Source organism: Streptomyces sp. 4N124 (assembly GCF_052245395.1).
In the GTDB taxonomy this organism is placed as follows: domain Bacteria; phylum Actinomycetota; class Actinomycetes; order Streptomycetales; family Streptomycetaceae; genus Streptomyces.
This window is the reverse complement of the sequence record NZ_JBQQBS010000038.1, coordinates 46,781-61,528: the sequence shown is the minus strand read 5'-3', so window position 1 is coordinate 61,528 and position 14,748 is coordinate 46,781. Positions and strand designations below refer to the sequence as shown.

Below are 14,748 nucleotides of genomic sequence, written 5' to 3'. Positions count from 1 at the left end.
CATCCGATCGTGTGAGGATTGCCCGCAGGACTGACGGGCATCGACCGGACGTACAGTGGCGTGGGCGCGTTAAGTGCCTGACACAGCCATCTTTGAGGGAGGCGCTTGCCGTGAGTGGGTTGCGGTTCGTCCGGATGGGATTCGGAGCGGACGCCGTCGAGTACCAGGAGGCGTGGGACGAGCAGCGCCGGGTGCACGCGGCGCGCTTCGCGGACGAGATCCCCGACACCGTGCTGCTCCTGGAGCACCCCCCGGTGTACACGGCGGGCCGCCGCACGGCCGACGACGAGCGCCCCCTCGACGGCACCCCGGTCATCGACGTGGACCGCGGCGGCAAGATCACCTGGCACGGACCGGGCCAGCTGGTGGGCTACCCCATCCAGAAGCTCCCGCGTCCGGTGGACGTCGTGGCGCATGTACGACGCCTGGAAGAGGCCCTGATCCGCACCTGTGCGGAGTTCGGCCTGGAGACCAGCCGGGTCGAGGGCCGCAGCGGAGTGTGGGTCCTCGGCGACCCGGTCGAGCTGCGCCCCTCACTCGGTGGGCTGTCCCTGGACTTCGATCCCCGGCTGCACGACGAGGAGTTCGACCCCCGCCTCAACGGCCCCGAGTACGCCCCCTCCAACGCCGGCCAGCGCCGCGAGGACCGCAAGATCGCCGCGATCGGCATCCGCGTGGCCAAGGGCGTGACGATGCATGGCTTCGCCCTGAACGTGAACCCGGACAACAAGTGGTTCGACCGCATCATCCCGTGCGGGATCCGCGACGCGGGCGTGGCCTCGCTGGCCGGCGAACTCGGGCGGGACGTGACGATCGCGGAGGTGCTGCCGGTCGTCGAACGGCACCTGAGGGACGTACTCGAGAACGCGGAGCTGAAGCCGCGGGAGATCGAGAAGGCGACCGCCTGAGGCCGGGAATCAGCCCTGTGACGATGGGGTTGGCCTCAGAGCAGGGCTGAGTATGCACGGGCGTACGCTGGTGTACGCCGAAGAATCGAAGCTACAGGGAGCCAGTGGTGTCCGCAGTCTCACCGGACGGACGCAAGATGCTGCGCCTGGAGGTCCGTAACAGTCAGACCCCCATCGAGCGCAAGCCCGAGTGGATCAAGACCCGGGCGAAAATGGGTCCCGAGTACACGAAGATGCAGAGCCTCGTGAAGAGCGAGGGCCTGCACACCGTCTGCCAGGAAGCCGGCTGCCCCAACATCTACGAGTGCTGGGAGGACCGCGAGGCCACCTTCCTCATCGGCGGCGACCAGTGCACCCGGCGCTGCGACTTCTGCCAGATCGACACCGGCAAGCCCGAGGCCCTCGACCGTGACGAGCCCCGCCGGGTCGGCGAGTCCGTGGTCACCATGGACCTCAACTACGCCACGATCACCGGCGTCGCCCGCGACGACCTGAAAGACGGCGGCGCCTGGCTGTACGCCGAGACGGTCCGCCAGATCCACGAGCAGACCGCCTCCCGCGAGGCCGGCCGCACCAAGGTCGAGCTGCTCGCCCCGGACTTCAACGCCGTACCGGAGCTGCTGGAGCAGGTCTTCGCCTCCCGCCCCGAGGTCTTCGCGCACAACGTCGAGACGGTCCCCCGGATCTTCAAGCGCATCCGCCCCGGCTTCCGCTACGAGCGCTCGCTCGCGGTCATCACCGCCGCCCGCGACTACGGCCTGGTCACCAAGTCGAACCTCATCCTCGGCATGGGCGAGACCCGCGAGGAGGTCAGCGAGGCGCTGCGGCAGCTGCACGACGCCGGCTGCGAGCTGGTCACCATCACGCAGTACCTGCGGCCGAGCGTCCGCCACCACCCGGTGGAGCGCTGGGTCAAGCCGATGGAGTTCGTGGAGCTGAAGGACGAGGCCGAGCAGATCGGCTTCTCGGGCGTCATGTCCGGCCCGCTGGTCCGCTCCTCGTACCGTGCCGGGCGGCTGTACCAGATGGCTGTCGAGAAGCGTGGCGCGTACGTCGCCTCGCAGGCCGTCTGACACATCGTCACCTGCCTTGCCCCACAAGGCGTGCGACAAGCGTGTGAATTCGCGCACAAGAAACTACCCACCGGTAGCACCGGAATCGACGCGGCTCTGAACGTCCTCGCAGATGGAGGCGTACATCAGGGCCGCGTCAGGGTTTTCGGCCCTCGCATCAAGGTTTCATTGGCGTTTGACCGGTCGGTCACGCCCTGGTAACACCATTCAGTGACGCTCGACTCACGCCACGTACACCCGCATCCGCTGCCATCCCGAGGGGGGACCTCCAAGATGCAGGCCGCGCCCGTTCGCGCCACCGCCATCCCGTCCGTCACCGACGCACTCCGCGCCGTCGAGTCACTGCTGATGAGCAGCGGCCAGCGCACCGCCCGTCGTAACGCCTGGACCTCCGTCCTGGAGGACCGCCGCCGCGCCAAGGACCGGGTCGAGGCGCAGCGCGTCCTGGAGCAGACCCTCGCCGGACGCTCCTGACCCGGCACCCCTGAAGCTCCCCCTCCCCTTCGTTCCGGGCACCGCCGTCGTCCGCGCTCCCGGAGCCACGTAGACTTCGTGGCATGGCGAGGAAGGACACGGCAGCGGATGCTGCGAACCCCGGGCGACTGAAGCAGATCGCTCTGACCTACAAGATGACCCGCAGGGCCGACAAGAAGATCGGTCTTGTACTCGCGGCAGTCGGAATCGTCACCCTCGGTGTCTTCCTCGCGATCGGTTTCTTGATCGGTTACCCCATTTACCTCGGCATCCTGGGCTTCTTGCTCGCCTTCCTCGCGATGGCGATCGTGTTCGGGCGCCGGGCCGAGCGGGCCGCCTTCGGGCAGATGGAGGGACAGCCGGGCGCGGCCGCGGCGGTGCTGGACAACGTCGGCCGGGGGTGGACGACGACCCCCGCGGTGGCGATGAACCGCAGCCAGGACGTGGTGCACCGCGCCGTCGGCAAGGCCGGCATCGTGCTGGTCGCCGAGGGCAACCCGAACCGGGTGAAGAGCCTGCTGGCCGCCGAGAAGAAGAAGATGAACCGCATCGTCGCGGACGTGCCGGTGCACGACATCATCGTCGGCACGGGCGAGGGCCAGGTCGAGCTGAAGAAGGTGCGGACCACCATGCTGAAGCTGCCGCGCGTGCTGACCGGCCCGCAGGTGACGGCCACCAACGACCGGCTGCGCGCCATGGGCGACCTGATGAGCAACATGCCGATGCCGAAGGGCCCGATGCCGAAGGGCATGAAGCTGCCGAAGGGCGGCCCGAAGGCCCGCTGACAGCAGAGGGAGCTCAGGCCAGCGTCCTGAAGTCCCGGTCGTAGTAGACCATCGGGGATCCTTCACCCAGCCGTACACCCGTCACCCGGCCGATCAGGACCGTATGGTCCCCGGCCGGGTGACGTGCGTGTGCCTCGCAGTCCAGCTCGGACAGGGCCTGCCTGACCGTCGGCAGTCCGCCGGGGCTGAGCCGCATCCCGCCGGCCGCGAACTTGTCGGTGCCCTTGGTGGCGAAGCGCAGTGCGAGCGGCTCGTGTACCGGGGTCAGCACGCTCACCGCGAAACGGTCGCAGCGCGCGAACGACCACGCCGAGTCGGCCGAGTTCGCCAGGCACACCAGGACCATCGGCGGCTCCAGCGACACCGAGCAGAAGGAACTGGCGGTGAATCCGCGCGGGGTGCCGTCCTCGCACCGGGTGGTCACCACCACGACGCCGGAGGGAAAGCGGGCCATCGCGGCCCGGAACTCCTCGGGCGCCACCAGCGCTTCCGCCAGGGCTAGGTCATCCAGGGCTACGTCATCCGGAATGGCCATGTCATCCGGAATGTCTATGTCCTGCTGCTCCGTCATGCGGCCGCACCACCTGTTGGCCTCGGCGACGACTCTCACTGACCGTGTTCGAGTGGGTATGTGATCGTCACCCGCGTTCAAGGTCGACTATGACGCCGCCACCCCTGCCCAGCAACCGGACGACGGCGTCAGCCGGGCCCGGTCCGACCGTCGCCGGACAGCGCCCAGGCGCCGTATGCCGCACCGGTGGACTCGAAGGAGAGCGCCACGTGGGAGGCGGCGCTGTTCACGTCCCGCCAGAAGCGCTGCACCGGGTCGGTGGCGGACTGTCCGGACGTCCCGCTGGTGCGGAAGACCCGGCCGACCGCCGAGACCAGCAGTTCCACCGCCAGCGCGAGATCCCGGGCCCCGCGGACCGCCGCCTCACCCTCCGGCGGGGTCTCCATGCCGTCGGCGACCGCCGCCGTACGCCGGACGAGGAGTTCCGCGGCGTCCACCTCGGCGGCCGAGCGGGCCAGGGAGACCTGCGTCGAGGGCATCTCGCGGACGGCCCGGCCCCGCCGGTCGACACGGGAGGCGGTCCGCTCGACCCAGGCACGCATCGCGCCCCGCACGGCACCGACCAGCGGGGCGGCGAACGGCAGTGAGTTCACGGCGTACATCGGCACGATGTGGCAGCGCGCGTCCGACGCGGGGGCCCGCCCGGCATGGACGGCGGAGCGTGCCAGGGTGCGGTGCTCGGGCACGTAGACCTCGGTCAGGACCAGGGTGTCGCTGCCGGTGCCGCGCATGCCCACGGAGAACCAGCTCTCGGTGATGGTGAAGTCGGCCCTCGGTACGGCGAAGTACCGCACTTCGGGCCGTCCGTCGGCGGGCTGCTCATCCGGTACGGCCGCGCAGGCGAGCGCCCAGTCAGCGAAGTGCACCCCGCTGATGTACTTCCACTCGCCGCTGAGCCGCCAGCCGCCGGCCACGCGCTGTGCCGTGCCGGACGGCATGAGTGCGGCGGCCACCAGGGCGTCCGGGCCGTCCGCCCAGATCTCCGCCTGCCCCTCGGCGGGCAGGAACGCCGCGTACCGTCCCGCGTAGGCGGCCAGCGACGCCGCCCAGGCCGCCGACGTACATCCCTGTCCGACCACGAAGACCGCCGAGGTCAGCTCGGTGAAACCGCCGGCCGTGCCGCCGTGCGCCACCGGCACGAAGTGCCGCGCGAAACCGGCGTCCCGCACCGCGTGGACCACCTGCGGCGAGAGGCGCCGGGCGGCCTCCGCCTCCTCCGTGTGCCGGGCCGCGATGTCGGCGACCTGGGACGCCCGAGCCACGATCGTCGACATGTTGTCGTACGACATATTGTCCAACCACCTCCGCCGATATGGCGGCAGTGTTCCGAACGCGGTTCGACGTGGACGGGACCCCGGGCCGTGGCCGGTCCGGCCGTCACCCGACCGGCGTCATATGTGAAGACCGCGGTGACTCAGATCCGTACCTCGACCGTGCGCGCCAGCCGGTCGTGCAGCCCCCGGCCGTCGCGGTCCCAGATCAGGGCGGGGATCGCGACGCACAGCAGGGCCGAGCGCAGCAGAACGCGCACCGGGTTGACCGTGCCGGTGTCCAGGTGGACGACGCGCAGGCCGAAGAGGCGCTTGCCGGGGGTGAAGCCGATCGTGCCGACGGTCAGGACGCTCATGACGAAGAAGATGAGCAGGGCCCAGTTCCCGGTCGCCTGCTGGTAGCCGTCCGTGATGAGGCCGTATGCGATCAAGAGGCACAGCCCCCAGTCCACGGCGAGGGCGCCGAGGCGGCGGCCGGGGCGGGCGATCGAGCCGGGCCCCTCCTCCGGGAGACCGAGCTGCTCCCCCCGGTATCCGAAGTCGGCACCGGCGTCCTCCATGGCCGCGCGGGGGCCGGAAAGCCACGATCCGATTGCTTGCCTCTTGTCCACGCGTACACGGTACTGCGGCCTTGTCTGACCAGGGCACGGCGGGGTGTTTCCGAGCTACGGTGGAACCCGGGCTGGTTAACTTGTGCGAAACAAATGGGTCACGCCCGAGAAATCACGCGTCCCTAGGGTCGAGGTCAGCGTGTGCCACCGCACTGGCCGCACGAACGAACTACCACCCCGGCGGGACGGTCGGGAGTAGGAGGAGCTGGATGTTCCAGAACGCCGACGAGGCCAAGAAGTTCATCGCGGACGAGGACGTCAAGTTCATCGACGTCCGCTTCTGCGACCTCCCGGGCGTCATGCAGCACTTCACGGTGCCTGTCGATGCGTTCGACCCGGATGACGAGCTGGCCTTCGACGGCTCCTCGATCCGCGGCTTCCAGGCCATCCACGAGTCCGACATGGCGCTGCGCGCGGACCTGTCGACCGCCCGGGTCGACGCCTTCCGCCGTGACAAGACGCTGAACATCAACTTCTTCATCCACGACCCGATCACCGGCGAGCAGTACAGCCGTGACCCGCGCAACGTGGCGAAGAAGGCCGAGGCGTACCTCGCGTCCACGGGTATCGCCGACACCGCGTACTTCGGCCCCGAGGCCGAGTTCTACGTCTTCGACAGCGTCCGCTTCGCGACCAACGCGAACGAGTCCTTCTACCACATCGACTCCGAGGCCGGCGCCTGGAACACCGGTGCCCTCGAGGACAACCGCGGCTACAAGGTCCGCTACAAGGGCGGCTACTTCCCGGTCCCGCCGGTCGACCACTTCGCCGACCTGCGCGCCGAGATCTCCCTGGAGCTGGAGAAGGCCGGCCTGAAGGTCGAGCGCCAGCACCACGAGGTGGGCACCGCCGGCCAGGCCGAGATCAACTACAAGTTCAACACGCTGCTCGCCGCGGCCGACGACCTCCAGCTCTTCAAGTACATCGTGAAGAACGTCGCCTGGCGCAACGGCAAGACCGCGACCTTCATGCCGAAGCCGATCTTCGGTGACAACGGCTCGGGCATGCACATCCACTCGTCGCTGTGGACGGGCGGCTCGCCGCTCTTCTACGACGAGTCCGGCTACGCGGGCCTGTCGGACACCGCCCGCTACTACATCGGCGGCATCCTCAAGCACGCTCCGTCGCTGCTGGCCTTCACCAACCCGACGGTGAACTCGTACCACCGCCTGGTCCCGGGCTTCGAGGCGCCGGTCAACCTGGTGTACTCGCAGCGCAACCGCTCCGCCGCGATGCGTATCCCGATCACGGGCTCCAACCCGAAGGCCAAGCGCGTCGAGTTCCGCGCGCCCGACTCCTCCGGCAACCCGTACCTCGCCTTCTCGGCCCTGCTCCTTGCGGGCCTCGACGGCATCAAGAACAAGATCGAGCCGGCCGAGCCGATCGACAAGGACCTGTACGAGCTGGCTCCCGAGGAGCACGCGGGCGTCCCGCAGGTCCCGACCTCCCTCCCGGCCGTCCTCGACTCCCTCGAGCGCGACCACGAGTTCCTCCTCCAGGGCGACGTCTTCACCGCCGACCTGATCGAGACGTGGATCGACTTCAAGCGCACGAACGAGATCGCCCCGCTGCAGCTGCGTCCGCACCCGCACGAGTTCGAGCTGTACTTCGACGTGTGATCGACGCCTGTGCCTCCGGCGGCGCCCCCGTTCCTGGTTCCCCAGGGCGGGGGCGCCGTCGTATGTTGGGGGTACGACTGTTCGAGGAAGGCAACGGGGATGTCCGAACGGCACGACGGGGAGCGGGAGTTCGACCTGAGATGGGCGGACTCGGCCGAGCACAAGGAGCCCTCGGCGCGGGCCCGGATGCTGGCCGCGCGGTGGAAGGAGAATCCGCCCGGGCCTGTGCCGTTCCGTGCCGACCCGGGTCCGGTGCGCAGGCGTCGCCGCTCGTCCCGGGTGCGGAGCGCTCGCCGCTCGTCCTGGATATCGACGGCGATCGTGCTCGGCTCCGTGGCCGCGATCATCCTGCTTCTCGGGTACCTGAACTTCCGGCCGACCTACTGAGGAAGCTCACAGCTTCCCTTTGCAGGTCCTAGAACTGATCACAACCGCGTCATGGCATGGCCGGGTGCACACTGGCAGTGGGGCGAGTGCCTGACTGCCGAGGTGATGCAGATGCAGAGCCGATTCCGGAGTGACCGGGGCCTGACCGTGCGGATGACGGTCACGCTTTTTCTGCTCGGATTGCTGTACGTGGCCTTTGTCGCGGCGCTGATCGTGCTGCTGAAGTCCTGGGTGCTGGTCGTGGTGGTCGCGGCGGGGTTCCTCGGGGCGCAGTACTGGTTCTCCGACCGGATCGCGCTCTTCGCGATGCGCGGACGGGTCGTGGAACGCGAGGAGTATCCGGAGCTGCACGCGGTGATCGACCGGCTGTGCACGCTGGCGGATCTGCCCAAGCCGACGGTCGCCGTGTCCGATATGGACATGCCGAACGCGTTCGCCACCGGGCGCAACGCGGACAAGTCGGTGATCTGTGTGACCACCGGTCTGCTACGGCGTCTGGAGCCGGCCGAGCTGGAGGGCGTGCTGGCGCACGAGCTGTCGCATGTGGCGCACAAGGATGTCGCCGTGATCACGATCGCGTCGTTCCTCGGCGTGATCGCCGGGCTGATCGTACGGTTCGCGTTCTACTCGCAGCTCTTCGGCGGCGGGCGCCGGGACCAGAACACCGCGGTGGTCTTCATGGCGGTCATGGGTGTCTCCGCGGCCGTCTACGCGATCAGCTTCCTGCTGATCCGGGCTCTGTCCCGGTACCGGGAGCTGGCGGCCGACCGGGCGGCGGCGCTGCTGACCGGCCGTCCCTCGACCCTGGCGTCCGCGCTGACCAAGGTGTCGGGCGACATCGCCCGGATCCCGACCAAGGATCTGCGCACCGCCCAGGCCTTCAACGCCTTCTACTTCACCCCGGCCCTGGGCAAGGAGCCCGGCATCGCCCGGTACTTCTCCACCCACCCCAGCCTGGAGCAGCGGCTCGACCAACTGGCGCGGATCTCCGCCGAGTTGGGTGAGGCCGCGGCTCCCGGAAAGGCGTGAGCATGGGATTGCTGGACATCCTGCTCGGTCGTACGAAGCCGGTCGCACCCGACCTCGACCAGCTCTTCGCCCTGCCGTCGGCGGCGGTGACGCTCCAGGCGGCGGCCTCCTTCACACCGACCGGGCGGGGGGCGGTGTGCTTCGCCACGGTCGAGGGCGCGGCCTTCGAGCAGACGCACCGCGAAGTGCAGGCGCTGCTGGACGCGGACGCCGACCGCGACGGACCGCCGGTGGAGCTGCGGCGCGACAAGTACGGCTACTCCTGGCTGGTCTCGCACTGCGGCCCCGACGAGCTGCCGCTGCTGGTCAACGACCTGCATGCGGTGAACAGCTCGATGGAGGTCAACGGCTTCGGCCCCCAGCTGCTGTGCTCACTCGCCGGCTTCCAGGACGAGCAGGACAGACGGCTGGCGCTGGTCTACCTCTACAAGCGGGGCACCTTCTACCCGTTCGCGCCGCTGCCCGGTGACGGACAGCGGCGCGACAACGCGCTGGAACTGCGAGTGAAGGCGGCCCTCGGCGACGACCTGCGAATCGAGCAGGACCTCAGCCGCTGGTTCCCGGTGTGGGGCGCCCCCGGTCTGTGACCGGCGGCGCTCACCACTCCAGGTCTCACTTGCTCTTCTGGCCCTTCTCGCGCTCCTGGCGGCGCGACTCGAAGGGGCGCTCGCGGCGGTAGCGGCGCTCCCACTTGGCCTGCTTGTCCCGGCGATCGCGGTACGCACGGTAGTCGGACGGCACCGGGCCGGACCCGCCCGAGGGGGAGGTCGGCGAAGAGCCGCGCCCGTACTGCACGTACAGGAAGAGCACCGCGACGGCGGCGAGCCAGTAGAGGTGGTTTTCGAACCCCAGAACGACCAGGACCGCGGTCCCGGAAAAGATGATGGTGCCCATGACGGGCCTCCGTGGGCGTGGGTGATCAGTGAGCCGTGATGAGGTGTTCCGACGGGGCGCTGGGGGTGGGCGTCCGGCCGTCGGTGCGTAGAGAGTAGCCCCACGTCCGCAAGGTGATGCCTGTCCTGCGGCAAGCGATGGTGGGCAGCTCCGCTATGCGTGTCCAGCGTAGGGAAACGGTCACTCGGCGTGCATCTCCTTTTCCCGGCGTGAATGAATGGGCGCATGAGTGAACCGCTTCTGTCGCCCTTTGCGCACGAACACAACGGTGAACTACTGAGGGGGGTTTACGGCGGTGACGGCGACGGTCGTCCGCACGACCGCCCCACCGTCGTTCTGCTGCACGGCGCGGGCGTACTCGGCAGCAAGGAGCGACTGCTCCCGCTGCTGGGCGAGTTCGTCGCCCGCGGCTGCCGTGGCCTCGCCTTCGACTTCTCGGGACACGGCGAAAGCACCGGCGAGCTGCGGGAGTTGAGTCTGCGCCGGCGCTTCGAGCAGGCAGTGTCCGTGATCGGCACGCGCGCGTGCGGCCCGCTGGTGCTGGTCGGGTTCAGCATGAGCGGCCAGACGGTGGTCGACCTCGCCCGGCACTACGGCGAGCGGGTCGTGGCCCTCGGCCTGTGCGCACCCGCCGTCTACGCGGCCGAGGCCTGGGACGTGCCGTTCGGGGACGGCGACGGCCGATTCAGCGAGATCATCCGTACGCCGGACAGCTGGCGCGCCTCCCCTGCGCTGGACGCGCTGCGGGCGTACGAGGGCCGGGCGGTGCTCGCGGTGCCCGGCACGGACGCGGTCATCCCGCCCGCCGTGACGGAGGCGGTCCAGGAGGCGCTGGCCACGCGCGCGCAGTTCACGCGCTTCGAACTGCCGGAGGCGGAACACATGCTGGGCCAGTGGTTCCGCGAACACGCTGACGACCGGGGGAGGTTCGTGGACGCCGTGCTGACCGGCCTCGGCGACGGCGGCTGGACGGCGACCCGCGCCTGGGTCGCCAAGCAGCTCCCCCAGGACCGTACGGTCACCACCACCCGTTTCCTGACGGGCGGTTGGAGTTCCCAGATGCGCCGGCTCACCCTCGACGACGGCAGCGCCGGCGTTCTGCGGACCTTCGTCAAGCCCTTCTTCCGACACCACGCGCCCGGCCTGCTCACGCGCGAATCATCCGTACTCGCCCTGCTCGCCACGCATCGGGACATCCCCGCCCCCGAACCGATCGCCGTCGACGCGACGGCCGAACACTGCGACCACCCCTCATTGCTGATGTCGGAACTGCCGGGCGTCGTACGGGTCGACGAGGAGGATCTCGACCGGCGCCTCGACCTCCTCGCGGCCCAACTCGTCCACATCCACGAGGTCGTACCGGATGAGCGTCCGCGTCCCTACCAGGCGTGGACGTCTCCAGAACGGGTGAACGCGCCATCGGGTGCCCTCTGGGAACGGGCCGTGGACGTCATCCGCCGCGATCCTCCGCCGTACGAGGGCTGTTTCCTGCACCGGGACTTCCATCCCGGGAACGTGCTGTTCACCGGTGCCGGCACCGGCCTGCGGATCAGCGGAGTGGTCGACTGGGTGGAGACCTCGTGGGGGCCGGCGGACTTGGACGTCGCCCACTGCTCGACGGCGGTTGCACTGCTGCACGGGCCGGAGTGGGGGCTGGGCTTCCGGGAGCGGTACGAGGTGCGGGGCGGGCGTCGGCTCGCCGACGGACCGGACCATGTCTACTGGCGGCTGCTGGACGCTCTGGCCTACGTCCCCGACGCGGCGAAGCTGGCGGGCCCGTGGCGGGAGCTGGGCCGGACCGACCTGACGGCGGAGGTGCTGGGCGGGCGGCTCGAGGAGTACGTGAGCGGACTGCTGCGGCAGTACGGGTGACCTGGGGCGAAGGTGTCGGCGCCGCCCGATTGTCAGAGGCGTCCGCGAAGATGCAGTCACGGATGTGACGTGACGGGTGGAGGCCGGTATGGGTGACGGTCGGCGGTACGTCGACGTGGCGGAGCGGCGGGCGAGGGTGGGGCTGCGGCATCGTCTGGCGGGTACGGCGCGGGCGGCGACGCCTGAGGAGATCGCCCGCTCACTGGTCGCGCTGCACGGCACGGACCCGGCGACGGTGTATCTGGCGGTGGGCGCGCGGCTCGGGGATGCGGCACGGACGGTGACCGAGACCGAGCGGGCGCTGTACGAGGACGGCAGCCTGGTCCGGATGCACGGCATGCGGAACACCGTGTTCGTGTTCCCGACGGACCTGACGGCGGTCGTGCACGCCTCCACCGGCATCGCGGTCGCCGCTCGCGAGCGCGCCAACCTGCTCAAGCAGATGGCGGCGGGCGGAGCGCCGGACGCGGCCTGGCTCAAGGAGGTCGAGGAGTCCACGCTGGCCGTGCTGGAGCGCCGGGGGCAGGCGACGGCGGCCGAACTGGCCCAGGACGAGCCGCGGTTGAGAGAGCGGTTCCTGTACGGCGCCGGGAAGAGCTACGAGGGGCTGCACACGGTCTCGACAAGGCTGCTGCGCCTGCTGGGCCAGGAGGGCAAGGTCGTACGCGGCCGGCCGCTCGGCTCCTGGACCTCGTCCCAGTTCCGCTGGGCCCCGGCGCCACCGCATCCCGAACTGGACATCGCCGGCGCCCAGGCCGCCCTCCTCGACCGCTGGCTGACGGCGTGCGGCCCGGCCACCGAGGCCGACCTCAAGTGGTGGACCGGCTGGAAGGTGACCGAGGTGCGCCGGGCCCTGGGGGCGATCGGCGCCGAGGAGGTGCGGCTCGACGAGGGCACCGGCTATGTCACCGCCGGTGACACCGGCCCCGTGACCGGGCCCGCCGCCCCCTGGGCCGCCCTGCTGCCCGCCCTCGACCCGACGGCCATGGGCTGGCAGCACCGTGACTGGTACCTCTCCCCCGACCTGCGCCCCGCCCTCTTCGACCGCAGCGGCAATGTGGGGCCGACGGTGTGGTGGAACGGCCGGGTGATCGGGGGGTGGGCCCAGCGGGCCGACGGCGAGATCGTGTGGCGCGTGCTGGACGGGGAGGGCGTCGGCAGGGAGGCGGAGGCCGCGATCGGGGCCGAGGTGGAGCGGTTGCGGGGGTGGGTGGGGGCGACGCGGATCACGCCGCGGTTCCGGACGCCGTTGGAGCGGGAGTTGGCGGGGTAGGGACTCTGTCGGCGCCGGGCACCGCACCATGCGCAGCGCCCGGCCCCGGCCTCACCGGTTGTAACGCATGAACGCCCGGACCATATGGCACGTCGTGTCCGACGGCGGGTGGACGCCGATGAGTTCCGCGGTGCTCCGTATCGTCTCGTTGCGGGCCTGGTTCGGCATATACACGCCCGAGTCGAGCAGGGCGATGGCCAGGCGCATGGCCTTGAGGCGGCGGTTGTGGGTGACGTACCACTCGCGGGGACGGCCCGGCGGCAACGGGCGCTTCTCCACGGGTTCGTACGGCAGGTCGAGCAGGACGGGGCGCTTCGCAGTGGACTGGGTCGGCTTCGGCTTCAGTGCGGCAGCGGGCACAGGCATCCTCCTGTCGCGGTCAGGGCATCGACCGGGGACTTCGGTGGCCCCGGCGACACCCTCGAACACTGCTTCTATTCTAGCGTCCACCACTGACAAAAGCCCCTGGCCACAAGGGCTTTCGGGGGTGCTGTGACGCAGGTGGAAGACGGGTTTTCCGGGCACCCGGAGGGGCTACCGTGGGCCGTATGGAGATCTGGATCAACCCGGCCTGCTCGAAGTGCCGCAGCGCCGTGAAACTGCTCGACGCCGAGGGCGCCGCATACACCGTCCGCCGCTACCTGGAGGACGTACCGAGCGAGGACGAGATCAGGGCCGTACTCGCCCGTCTCGGTCTCGAACCCTGGGACATCACCCGCACCCAGGAGGCCGCCGCCAAGGAGCTGGGCCTCAAGGAGTGGGCGCGGGACGAGACTTCACGCGACCGCTGGATCACGGCACTGGCCGAGCATCCCAAGCTGATCCAGCGGCCGATCATCACCGCGGACGACGGCACCGCAGTAGTCGGCCGTACCGATGAGGCCGTACGGGACGCCATCTCCCGCTAACTGCCGTGTGACGTACGTTACTTCAGCTGACTCCTGTAACCACTGAGTAACATCGTTCGGTATCTCGTACATAGCGACGTACGCTCCCCAACCTCTTCAGGAGGCGCGCATGTCGCGTAGGAGAACTCTCAGCACTCAGAAGAAGCTCGCCCTGCTGGTGAGCGCCGCGGCCGTGGCGGGAGGCGGGGCCTTCGTCATGGCGAGCACCTCGAACGCCGCACAGACCGCGGCCGAGTCGAGTGTCTGCCAGGGTCTCGCCACCGCCCTCGGCAACAACGAACGGTTCATCGCGGGGCAACAGGCCAACCCGGACGCACAGTCCGAGGCCCGGATCGCCAACCGTGAGGCGGTCATCGCGCAGATCAAGGTGCAGCAGGAGGCGTCGGGCTGTGTCGTTGGGGAGTCGGCTCAGGGCTCCCAGGCGACGCAGCCGGCGCAGAACGGCCAGCAGAACGCGCAGCCCTCGCAGACCGCGACCGCCCCCGCGGGCAACGCCGGTGGCGGCGGCGCCGCATCCGGTGAGCAGGTGTGCAACGGCTCCACCGTCACCCTGTCCGGCGAGGGCGGCGCCCCGGCCGCGTCCAGCAACCAGTTCCCGGCGGGTACGAAGCTGAAGGTCACCAACCTGGACAACAACAAGTCCACGACGGTGGAGGTCACTTCGGTCTCCGGCAGCTGTGCGCTGCTGAACAACGCGGCATTCGAGCAGGTCCGAGAGCCCGGCAAGTTCCTCATCCGCCGGGCCCTGATCGAGAAGGTGGGGTGATGTTCAGGAGCGCGGAAATTCAGTAAGCCGTACGTGTCATGGGTCCTGCTGCTCCCGGCCAGGAGCGGCAGGACCGGCTCTTCGACCCCATCGCATACGAGCCCGGCCCGCGGCGTCCTGCCGTGCGCGGGCGCCCTCACAGCGCCTGTCGTACCACAGCACTACCAGGTAACACGGGGTTCACATTCGAGCAATGATCGGGAAATCGCCTGTTGACAGGCTCGCGGGCAACAGGAGCGGCGCCCCAGTGCCGCAGCGCCGCAGCACCCGCAAGTGCGCCTAGAGACCCACCCCGAAGGATGTGGCC

At 69.6% G+C, this 14,748-nt stretch carries 17 protein-coding genes; 12 read left to right on the top strand and 5 right to left on the bottom strand.

Features of this window, described 5'->3' with window-relative positions:
- The first annotated feature begins 110 nt into the window (after nt 1-110).
- From lipB to ACTWQO_RS31560, 4 genes are all read left to right on the top strand, one after another.
- On the top strand, nt 111-908 hold the full coding sequence (gene lipB / locus ACTWQO_RS31575) for a lipoyl(octanoyl) transferase LipB (protein WP_443240790.1): 798 nt from the start codon (nt 111-113) through the stop codon (nt 906-908).
- Between the two features lie 107 nt (nt 909-1,015).
- Complete coding sequence (lipA, locus tag ACTWQO_RS31570; protein ID WP_443240789.1) at nt 1,016-1,981, top strand: lipoyl synthase; 966 nt, start codon at nt 1,016-1,018, stop codon at nt 1,979-1,981.
- A gap of 273 nt (nt 1,982-2,254) precedes the next feature.
- Complete coding sequence (locus ACTWQO_RS31565) at nt 2,255-2,455, top strand: SCO2195 family GlnR-regulated protein (RefSeq protein ID WP_443240788.1); 201 nt, start codon at nt 2,255-2,257, stop codon at nt 2,453-2,455.
- 83 nt (nt 2,456-2,538) lie between these two features.
- On the top strand, nt 2,539-3,240 hold the full coding sequence (locus ACTWQO_RS31560; protein ID WP_443240787.1) for a DUF4191 domain-containing protein: 702 nt from the start codon (nt 2,539-2,541) through the stop codon (nt 3,238-3,240).
- Nucleotides 3,241-3,253: 13 nt separating this feature from the next.
- On the opposite strand, the gene ACTWQO_RS31555 is transcribed toward ACTWQO_RS31560, so the two are convergent.
- From ACTWQO_RS31555 to ACTWQO_RS31545, 3 genes are all read right to left on the bottom strand, one after another.
- Nucleotides 3,254-3,775 (bottom strand): flavin reductase family protein, encoded by a 522-nt coding sequence (locus ACTWQO_RS31555; RefSeq protein WP_443240819.1) that lies wholly within the window; start codon nt 3,773-3,775, stop codon nt 3,254-3,256.
- Between the two features lie 164 nt (nt 3,776-3,939).
- Entirely contained in the window at nt 3,940-5,100 is a 1,161-nt protein-coding gene (locus ACTWQO_RS31550) for an acyl-CoA dehydrogenase family protein (protein ID WP_443240786.1), read from the bottom strand.
- Nucleotides 5,101-5,225: 125 nt separating this feature from the next.
- Nucleotides 5,226-5,693, bottom strand: coding sequence for an RDD family protein (locus tag ACTWQO_RS31545; RefSeq protein WP_443240785.1), 468 nt, complete (start codon nt 5,691-5,693; stop codon nt 5,226-5,228).
- A 209-nt stretch (nt 5,694-5,902) separates the two neighbouring features.
- Here ACTWQO_RS31545 and glnA point away from each other — a divergent pair, with 209 nt between their 5' ends.
- From glnA to pspAB, 4 genes are all read left to right on the top strand, one after another.
- The gene (gene glnA, locus ACTWQO_RS31540) at nt 5,903-7,312 is read left to right on the top strand and encodes a type I glutamate--ammonia ligase (RefSeq protein WP_443240784.1); all 1,410 of its coding nucleotides are present in this window, start codon (nt 5,903-5,905) and stop codon (nt 7,310-7,312) included.
- A 99-nt stretch (nt 7,313-7,411) separates the two neighbouring features.
- On the top strand, nt 7,412-7,699 hold the full coding sequence (locus tag ACTWQO_RS31535) for an SCO2583/SCO2584 N-terminal domain-containing protein (protein WP_443240783.1): 288 nt from the start codon (nt 7,412-7,414) through the stop codon (nt 7,697-7,699).
- Between the two features lie 111 nt (nt 7,700-7,810).
- The gene (gene htpX, locus ACTWQO_RS31530; RefSeq protein ID WP_443240818.1) at nt 7,811-8,728 is read left to right on the top strand and encodes a zinc metalloprotease HtpX; all 918 of its coding nucleotides are present in this window, start codon (nt 7,811-7,813) and stop codon (nt 8,726-8,728) included.
- 2 nt (nt 8,729-8,730) lie between these two features.
- On the top strand, nt 8,731-9,315 hold the full coding sequence (gene pspAB, locus ACTWQO_RS31525) for a PspA-associated protein PspAB (RefSeq protein WP_443240782.1): 585 nt from the start codon (nt 8,731-8,733) through the stop codon (nt 9,313-9,315).
- 25 nt (nt 9,316-9,340) lie between these two features.
- Here pspAB and ACTWQO_RS31520 read toward each other — a convergent pair whose 3' ends face one another.
- The gene (locus ACTWQO_RS31520; protein ID WP_443240781.1) at nt 9,341-9,622 is read right to left on the bottom strand and encodes a hypothetical protein; all 282 of its coding nucleotides are present in this window, start codon (nt 9,620-9,622) and stop codon (nt 9,341-9,343) included.
- Between the two features lie 225 nt (nt 9,623-9,847).
- Between ACTWQO_RS31520 and ACTWQO_RS31515 the strand changes: the two genes are divergently transcribed.
- Together ACTWQO_RS31515 and ACTWQO_RS31510 are read left to right on the top strand one after the other, a co-directional pair.
- Complete coding sequence (locus ACTWQO_RS31515) at nt 9,848-11,494, top strand: alpha/beta fold hydrolase (protein ID WP_443240780.1); 1,647 nt, start codon at nt 9,848-9,850, stop codon at nt 11,492-11,494.
- Nucleotides 11,495-11,582: 88 nt separating this feature from the next.
- Nucleotides 11,583-12,767: a winged helix DNA-binding domain-containing protein gene (locus tag ACTWQO_RS31510; RefSeq protein WP_443240779.1), complete on the top strand. Its 1,185-nt coding sequence runs from the start codon at nt 11,583-11,585 to the stop codon at nt 12,765-12,767.
- A 51-nt stretch (nt 12,768-12,818) separates the two neighbouring features.
- On the opposite strand, the gene ACTWQO_RS31505 is transcribed toward ACTWQO_RS31510, so the two are convergent.
- The gene (locus ACTWQO_RS31505) at nt 12,819-13,127 is read right to left on the bottom strand and encodes a hypothetical protein (protein WP_443240778.1); all 309 of its coding nucleotides are present in this window, start codon (nt 13,125-13,127) and stop codon (nt 12,819-12,821) included.
- A gap of 188 nt (nt 13,128-13,315) precedes the next feature.
- On the opposite strand from ACTWQO_RS31505, the gene ACTWQO_RS31500 reads away from it, so the two are divergent.
- Nucleotides 13,316-13,675: an arsenate reductase family protein gene (locus ACTWQO_RS31500; RefSeq protein WP_443240777.1), complete on the top strand. Its 360-nt coding sequence runs from the start codon at nt 13,316-13,318 to the stop codon at nt 13,673-13,675.
- A 109-nt stretch (nt 13,676-13,784) separates the two neighbouring features.
- Nucleotides 13,785-14,441 carry a hypothetical protein gene (locus ACTWQO_RS31495; RefSeq protein WP_443240776.1) on the top strand — a complete coding sequence of 219 codons (657 nt, stop codon included), beginning with the start codon at nt 13,785-13,787 and terminating at the stop codon, nt 14,439-14,441.
- Nucleotides 14,442-14,748 lie beyond the last annotated feature (307 nt).